The organism is Nonomuraea cypriaca (assembly GCF_015645445.1).
Classification (GTDB): Bacteria; Actinomycetota; Actinomycetes; order Streptosporangiales; family Streptosporangiaceae; genus Nonomuraea; species Nonomuraea cypriaca.
Genome location: NZ_JADOGI010000368.1, coordinates 1 through 7,283 on the forward strand (window position 1 = coordinate 1; position 7,283 = coordinate 7,283).

Annotated in this window: 8 protein-coding genes; 2 read left to right on the plus strand and 6 right to left on the minus strand. The window is 69.7% G+C overall.

The window, feature by feature from the left end; genetic code table 11:
• Positions 1 to 79 precede the first annotated feature (79 nt).
• From ITP53_RS52660 to mshB, 6 genes are all read right to left on the minus strand, one after another.
• Positions 80 to 502: a hypothetical protein gene (locus tag ITP53_RS52660; RefSeq protein ID WP_195903017.1), complete on the minus strand. Its 423-nt coding sequence runs from the start codon at positions 500 to 502 to the stop codon at positions 80 to 82.
• Between the two features lie 5 nt (positions 503 to 507).
• Positions 508 to 1,143 (minus strand): hypothetical protein, encoded by a 636-nt coding sequence (locus ITP53_RS52665; protein WP_195903018.1) that lies wholly within the window; start codon positions 1,141 to 1,143, stop codon positions 508 to 510.
• A gap of 3 nt (positions 1,144 to 1,146) precedes the next feature.
• Entirely contained in the window at positions 1,147 to 1,584 is a 438-nt protein-coding gene (locus ITP53_RS52670; protein ID WP_195903019.1) for a hypothetical protein, read from the minus strand.
• A gap of 115 nt (positions 1,585 to 1,699) precedes the next feature.
• On the minus strand, positions 1,700 to 2,197 hold the full coding sequence (locus ITP53_RS52675) for a flavin reductase family protein (protein WP_328818676.1): 498 nt from the start codon (positions 2,195 to 2,197) through the stop codon (positions 1,700 to 1,702).
• A gap of 5 nt (positions 2,198 to 2,202) precedes the next feature.
• Positions 2,203 to 2,625, minus strand: coding sequence for a DUF6113 family protein (locus ITP53_RS52680; RefSeq protein WP_195903020.1), 423 nt, complete (start codon positions 2,623 to 2,625; stop codon positions 2,203 to 2,205).
• Between the two features lie 11 nt (positions 2,626 to 2,636).
• Entirely contained in the window at positions 2,637 to 3,542 is a 906-nt protein-coding gene (gene mshB, locus ITP53_RS52685) for an N-acetyl-1-D-myo-inositol-2-amino-2-deoxy-alpha-D-glucopyranoside deacetylase (RefSeq protein WP_195903021.1), read from the minus strand.
• Positions 3,543 to 3,586: 44 nt separating this feature from the next.
• On the opposite strand from mshB, the gene ITP53_RS52690 reads away from it, so the two are divergent.
• Both ITP53_RS52690 and ITP53_RS52695 read left to right on the plus strand, forming a co-directional pair.
• Positions 3,587 to 5,650 (plus strand): S9 family peptidase, encoded by a 2,064-nt coding sequence (locus ITP53_RS52690; RefSeq protein ID WP_195903022.1) that lies wholly within the window; start codon positions 3,587 to 3,589, stop codon positions 5,648 to 5,650.
• A gap of 244 nt (positions 5,651 to 5,894) precedes the next feature.
• The coding region (locus ITP53_RS52695) for an alpha/beta fold hydrolase (protein ID WP_195903023.1) at positions 5,895 to 7,283 on the plus strand (1,389 nt) is incomplete at its 3' end.

Below are 7,283 nucleotides of genomic sequence, written 5' to 3' on the forward strand. Positions count from 1 at the left end.
GACCCCACCCTCCTGACAACCCCCAAGCACCCGGGATGCCTCAGGAGACGTACGTCGCGTGTCGTTCAGGTGGTGTGTGTCAGGTGCCGCTTCGGGGCCGGCGCCACCACAGGGGTGCGCGGCGGTAGCCGCCGTCGTCCAGGCCGGCCAGCCGTTCGAAGACGTTGTACGAAGCCTGATGACCGCACACCACGACCGAGACGAGCATGGCGAGCAGGTAGAGCGGCAGCATGGGCAATCCGACGCACCAGGCCCACTGGGTGGCGTGGCGGCCTTCGTGCAGGATGAGCCGGTCGTCCAGGGAGTGCCACTTGGTCAGGACGACGTTTCCCACGGTGAACGCCCCCGCGACGGGGAAGCGGTAGCGGTAGCCGAAGGCGAGGATGAGCCCATTGGGGCCGGATCGGCGAGTCGTGCCACCGATGATCGAGAGCAGCAGACCGAGCGGCGTGGCGAGATTGAAGTAGTTTGCCGCACGCCGGAACCGGAAGCGCCTGTCCATGCGTCTCAGTCTTGACCAATCTTGACAAGTCGGAATAATGACCAGGGTCCTGAAATCTCCCACAAGAGCAGGATTATGAGATTTTCCCTCCTGGGCGCGCTGCTCGGCACCGCTGTACTGGCTGGAGCCGGCGGGATCGCGATCACCCAGACGTCAGCGACCGATCCCCAACGATCTACTGACAACCCCCTCAACGCGCAGGTGGTCTTAGCCAACAACCCGACCACACCGCCTCCATCAGCGACCACGACCACGACCCCGCCCCCGTCAGAGACTCCGACGACGACTCCAACGTCGAGCCCGACGGCGACTCCGACTGAGACGCCCACCGATCCGGAATATGACGCCAGTACGAAGGTGGTCAAACGGCGAGGTGTCTCGTACCTGAACATCTCCATCGGATACGACGGAGGCGCCCTCTTCTCGGTGCAGCAGAGAGTGTGCAAGGGCAGGTCCTGTAAGACGGTCAGCGCCGAGATCCCGGTCACCGCGGGCGAAGGCACGTCCACGAAGCGGCTCGGCTTGGGCACGTACAAGAAGCGAGGGCGGGCGGCGATCGAGATCACCCCGTTCCCGACGGTCACGGTGACCGAGCGGGAAACGGTGACGATCATCGAGCCGGGCCCCACGGTGACGTTCACCTGTCAGCCGAGTGTGCCTCCGACAGACGTCCCCACGGACACCCCGACGGATGTCCCCACGGACACCGCCACGCCCACGACGACGACCAGCGAGTCGCCGCCGATCACCTCGAGCCCACCGGTCACCGAAACCCCGACTCCGACTCCGACGGAGTCCCCAACTGTTGCTCCCACTGAGACGCCGACTGATACACCGACCGTGACCCCGACCGACGTGCCGACGGACACCCCGACGGACACCGTGTCCCCCACGGTGAGCCCGACGGAGATCCCCACCTGTCCGCCGCCATCGGAGGAGCCTCCGACGCTCGTCCCCACGGAGACCCCGACGGACGGCGTGCCCCCGTCGGACACCGCTCCTCCCACGGAGACGGTGACGCCGACGGACACCACCACGCCGTCGGAATCCCCATCCCCCAGCGCTCCGGCGCAGTAGTCCACGCGAACAAGTGATCGGGCCAGGCCAGAACGGCCTGGCCCGACTCATCCGCGCCCGACCCGCGTCCTTGGGCTGGACCTAACCCCGGGTGAAAGCAGGCGCCTCGCGCGAAGAGCCCTACAGAGTCTTGTAGCGGCCCTCGTGGTACAGAAGCGGTGGCTCACCATCTAAGGGCGTACCAAGGGCCGTCACGCCGCCCACCACGATCGAATGGTCCCCACCGTCGTGAACGGCCGTGGTGACGCACTCCACGGTGGCGATCGCCCCGTCGAACAACGCCACCCCCGACTCCCCCCGGTGATGTGGCCACCGAGCGAGCTGGCCGTTCAGAGGCCGCCCCCGATGGGCGAAGAACCGCGAAGCATCCTCCATCGCGGCGGGCAACACAGAAACGCCCCAAACGCGCGACTCCATCACCGCGTCGTGAAACCGGGCCAGCTTCTCCGCGCAGAACAGCACGAGAAGAGGGTCGAGGGAGACGGAGGTGAAGGAGTTGACGGTCATCGTGTGATCGACCTCACCGAGCCGGGTCGTGACGATCGCCACTCCGGTGGCGAAGCGGCCGACGACCTGGCGATACGTGTCCGGGTCCACAGGCCGCTCGATAAAATGCACGCAAATCACTTTACGTCGGGTTCTTGCGGTGTATACCCGTGCATGAGCCATGATCCTCCGCCGGAGGACGGCGAAAGCAGGTACGCCGCCACGAGCGCCACCAAACTCCCGTACAGGTACATGTAACCGGGAGCGCCCTGGGCGATCACCAGGTCCCCGGGCCCGAGCTGCAGCGTGAACGGCATCGTCACCAGCACCCAACCGATCGCCGTCACGATGGCTCCGAGCCGGGCGCGCATCATCCTGCCCGCCCCGACGCACACCCCGAACAGGGCCAGCACCCAGAGGGTCGCCGAGGCCGGGATCGGGCCGACCTGCCAGGCCGGGTGGGTGAATCCGCCCACGACCGCCATGGCGACGCCCAGCACGAACAGCATGCCGTACGCCGCCCCACCCAGCGCCGACTCGGCCTGGCTGCGTTGTTCCATATGGATGGAGATTAGTCGATGCCCGCGAAGAGATCGTTCTCGCGGTTGTGCGGCTCGCCGAGCCCGCCGGCCTCGACGGGGGGGCCGGGCACGGGCGGACCGGGCACCCCGATGGCCAGGGTGAAGTGTTCGACGCCCAGCACCTCCTGGCCGATGTTGTTGGACAGCGCGTACCACGGCTCCGCGACGCTGATCTGCGTGGCGTGCGCGCGCATGGCCTCGAGCTTGTTGCCGATCCAGGGGCGCGCGTCGATCTCGGTGGTGATGTCCTCGTCCGCGCTGCCGAAGGACATGTCGTCGACGCTCTCCGTGATGAAGTCGACGTCGGCCGCCTGCAGCGCCTCCTCCGCGCGGCGCATGACGGACCTGGCGACCGCCGTGTGGTAGAACTTCGCGATCTGCCACGGCTCGCCCTCGCCGAAGCCCGGTTTCGCGGCCAGCTCGAACGCCCTGCGCGAAACCCGGTGCGCCTGGACGTGGTCGGGATGTCCGTAGAAACCGTTGTCGTCGTACGTGACGAGCACCTGAGGGCGTACCTCTCGGATGACCTTGACCAGTTCGCCCGCCGCCTCGTCGAGGTCGGCGCGCCAGAACGCCTTCGGGTGGTCGTTGGTCGCGACGCCCATCATCCCCGAGTCGCGCCAGCGTCCGGCCGCGCCCAGGAAGCGGTGGTCCTCGACGCCGAGCGCCTGGCAGGCGGCGGCGAGCTCACCGATCCGGTACGGGCCAAGCGCGTCGTCCTGGTCGGCGGCCAGGTGGGCGAGGTCGCCGGGGATGATCTCCCCCTCTTCGCCCAAGGTGCAGGTCACCAGGGTGACGTGGGCGCCTTCCGCAACGTATTTGGCCATGGTCGCGCCGGTGCCGATCGACTCGTCGTCCGGATGAGCGTGTACGAGCAGCAGCCGTCGATCAGTCATAGCCATGAGCGTAACAACGGCACATTACTGGCAGGATTGGCCCCATGAGTGACAGCTTCCCGCGCCTGTCCGCCAGGACCCGTCGATTCACCCTCGGGGTTCCCAGGAGCTTCACGATCTCCCCGGACGGCGGCCGGGTGGTCTTCCTGCGCACGCGATCGGGCACCGACCCCGTCACCTGCCTGTGGGAGCTCGACACGGAGACGCACGTCGAACGCCTGGTCGTCGACCCGCGCGCGCTCCACGGCGACGAGGAGGACCTGCCGCCGGAGGAGCGGGCCAGGCGCGAGCGCAGCCGCGAGGCGGCCGGGGGCGTGGTGGCCTACGCCACCGACACCGACGTGACCAGGGCCTGCTTCGCCCTGTCCGGCGGTCTGCACGTCGTCGAGCTGTCCAGCGGTCAGGCGCGCCGGCTGGACACCCCGGGCGCGGTCATCGATCCCCGCCTGTCGCCTGACGGGCGACAGGTCGCGTATGTCACTGGGGGCGCCCTCCGCGTCCAGGACCTCTTCTCGGGCGAGGATCGCGCGCTGGCCGTGCCGGAGTCGGAGACGGTGACGTACGGGCTGGCCGAGTTCATCGCCGCCGAGGAGATGGACCGGATGCGCGGCTACTGGTGGGCGCCGTCGAGCGACGCGCTGCTGGTCGAGCGCGCGGACGAGAGCCCCGTCCAGGTGTGGCACATCGCCGACCCGGCCAATCCCGACCGCCCCGCGACGGCCCAGCGCTATCCGGCCGCCGGCACGCCCAACGCGGTCACCGAGTTGTTCGTGCTGGGGCTCGACGGGTCGCGGGTGGCGGTGCCGTACGACGAGGAATATCTCACGACGGCGGCCTGGGACGACCACGCGCTGTCGATCGTGACGCTGACGCGCGACCAGAGGACGATGCGGCTGTTCACAGTCGACCCGGCGACCGGCGTCGGCACGCTGGTGCGCGAGGACGCCGATCCGGCCTGGGTCGGCATCGTCGCGGGCGTGCCCGCGCACCTCGACGACGGTTCGCTGGTCTGGGTGGGTTCGTCCGAGGGCGGTCACCGGCTGTTCGTGGGCGACCGCGCGGTCACGCCGCCGACCCTGCAGGTGCGGGCCGTGCTCGACGTCGATCACGACAGCGTGTTGTTCGGCGCGAGCGGCGATCCGACCGAGATCCAGCTGTGGACCTGGGACGGGCACTCACTGCTGCCCGTGTCGACCCGTTCCGGGGTGTTCTCCGGGCGGATGGCAGGTGGTGTCGGCGTGCTGTCCGAGCAGAGCCTCGACGCCGAGGGCGTGTCGACCACGGTCGTACGCCGTGACGGCATGACCATCCCGATCCCCTCGTACGCCGAGCGTCCCGGCCTCGAGCTGCGGGTCTCGCTCGGCCGTTCAGGACGCCGCGAGCTGTCCACCGCCGTGGTGCTGCCGTCGTGGCACGAGCAGGGCTCGGGCAGGCTGCCGGTCCTCATGGACCCGTACGGCGGCCCGCACGCGCAGCGGGTGCTCAACCGGCGCGGCGCGTTCCTGGAGAGCCAGTGGTTCGCCGAGCAGGGCTTCGCCGTCATCGTGGCCGACGGCCGTGGCACGCCGGGACGGGGTCCCGCGTTCGAGCGGACGGTGCGGGGCGACCTGGCGACACCGGCGCTCGAGGACCAGGTCGACGCCCTGCACGGGGTGGCCGAGCAGTACCCGGACGACCTCGACCTGACGCGGGTGGCCATTCGCGGCTGGTCGTTCGGCGGCTTCCTGGCCGCGCTCGCCGTGTTGCGGCGTCCCGACGTGTTCCACGCGGCCGTGGCGGGGGCGCCGGTGACGGACTGGCGACTGTACGACACGTGCTACACCGAGCGATACCTGGGCCATCCGGATGAACAGCCCGAGGTGTACGAGAACTCCTCGCTCCTCTCTGACGCCGCCAAGCTCGAACGTCCGCTGCTGCTGATCCACGGCCTCGCCGACGACAACGTGGTGGCCGCACACACGCTCCGGCTGTCGTCGGCCCTGCTCGCGGCGGGTCGCCCGCACAACGTGCTGCCGCTGTCCGGGGTGACGCACATGACGCCGCAGGAGACCGTGGCGGAGAACCTGCTGCTCCTCCAGGTCGACTTCCTCAAGAAGTCGCTGGGCTGACCGCGCTTGAACGGCCCGGGGAGGTCCCCCGGGCCGTCGAGCACCACACTTGAACGGCCCGCGGCCCCCGGGCCGTCGAGCACCACGCTGCTCACACGATGACCAGCATGAGCATCCGGGCGGCCGGTAGTTGATCCCTTGCCGGGCACCCAGAGTCTGACAACCCCTGGTAGGACTCCCCACCCGCCAAAACCAAACCATGGTCCGACGCGCCCGCAGGCCCGGCTCCGGGATCCTGATCCGCATGCTGAAGCCCCTCACCATCACCTTGGCCCTCCTCAGCGTCGGCCTGCACGCCCCACCGGCCACCGCCACTGCCCGACCTGCCACCGCCACTTCCCCACCCGTCACCGCGAGCTCACGGCCCGTCAACGCCGCTGCCCACCCGCCCAGCACGAGCGTCCAGCAGCCCACCGCCGACATCCAGCAGGCCGATGCCGGCGCCCGGGCCGCCATTGTCAGCGCGCGGCCGGCCACTGGTGGAGCGCGGTCGGCCACTGGTGAGGCGCGGCCGGAGCCCAGCGTCGAGGAGTGGGTCCGCTGCCCCGGCGACAAGATCGGCATGGAGTGCGGAGACCTGCAGGTCCCGGTCGACTGGTCCAAGCCCGACGGCCCCAAGATCACCCTCAAGCTGGGCCGCCTGAGGTCCACCGGCACGTCGGAAGGCTCGGTCCTGGTGGCCTATGGCGGCCCCGGCGGCCCCGGCGTCGCCCTCACCCAGTCCGCTTCCGGCTGGTGGACGGACCTGCGCGCACGCATGGACGTCATCACGTGGGACACCCGAGGCTACGGCGAGCAGTTCCAGGGCCTCAGCACCGGCCTGCGGTGCGCCTGGACCCGCGTCCCCATCCCCGACTTCCCGCGCGACGACGCCGACCTCGGCCGCCTGTCCGACACCAACCGCGGCTACGCCGAGGCCTGCCGTCTCAAGGACCCCGAGTTGTTCGCCCACATGAGCTCGGCGGACCAGGCCAGAGACATGGAAGCGATCAGAAAGGCGCTGGGCGGCGACAAGCTCAACTACTACGGCGCCTCCTACGCGGGCTTGTACGGCCAGGCCTACGCGCGCCTCTTCCCCGGCCGGATCCGCACGATGGTCCTCGACGGCACCGTGAACCACAGCCCCGCCGACTGGACCCGCGAAGCGGTGGAGATGGCCAAGTCCAACGAGCGGTTCCTGCGACGCTTCTTCACCTGGTGCGCCGCGAACGACTGCCCCGACGTGCCCGGCCTCTGGCGCGCGCTGATCGCCCGCGCGGACCGCGCCCCCATCCCCACCAAGACCGCCAACGTCGCCTACAAGTCCCAGGACCTGCAGTCCTTCGCCGTGGGCCGAGCTCGCCAAGGCTCAGCGGCCTGGCCGGACCTCGCCCAGGCGATCCGCAAGGCCGCCAAGGGCGACGCCTCGGACTTCGTACCGGCCCGCGGTGCCCGCTACCCCGACCAGTCCACAGGTGTCACGGAGTGCACGGACTGGCCGCGCTTCGCCGACCGCAAGGAGATGACCGCCATGATCGACCGTCTGCGCGAAGTCGCCCCCAACGCCGGCACCGCCAACACCCTTACCACGGCGACGCTGGGATGCATCGGCTGGCCCGTACCAGTGACCAACCCCCCCGCCCCGCTCCCGAAG

What these genes read in the sequence shown, in the direction of transcription:
- ITP53_RS52660 (WP_195903017.1), bottom strand. Translation starts at nt 502, where the DNA reads ATGGACAGGCGCTTCCGGTTCCGGCGTGCGGCAAACTACTTCAATCTC.
- ITP53_RS52680 (WP_195903020.1), bottom strand. Translation starts at nt 2,625, where the DNA reads ATGGAACAACGCAGCCAGGCCGAGTCGGCGCTGGGTGGGGCGGCGTAC.
- mshB (WP_195903021.1), bottom strand. Translation starts at nt 3,542, where the DNA reads ATGACTGATCGACGGCTGCTGCTCGTACACGCTCATCCGGACGACGAG.
- ITP53_RS52690 (WP_195903022.1), top strand. Translation starts at nt 3,587, where the DNA reads ATGAGTGACAGCTTCCCGCGCCTGTCCGCCAGGACCCGTCGATTCACC.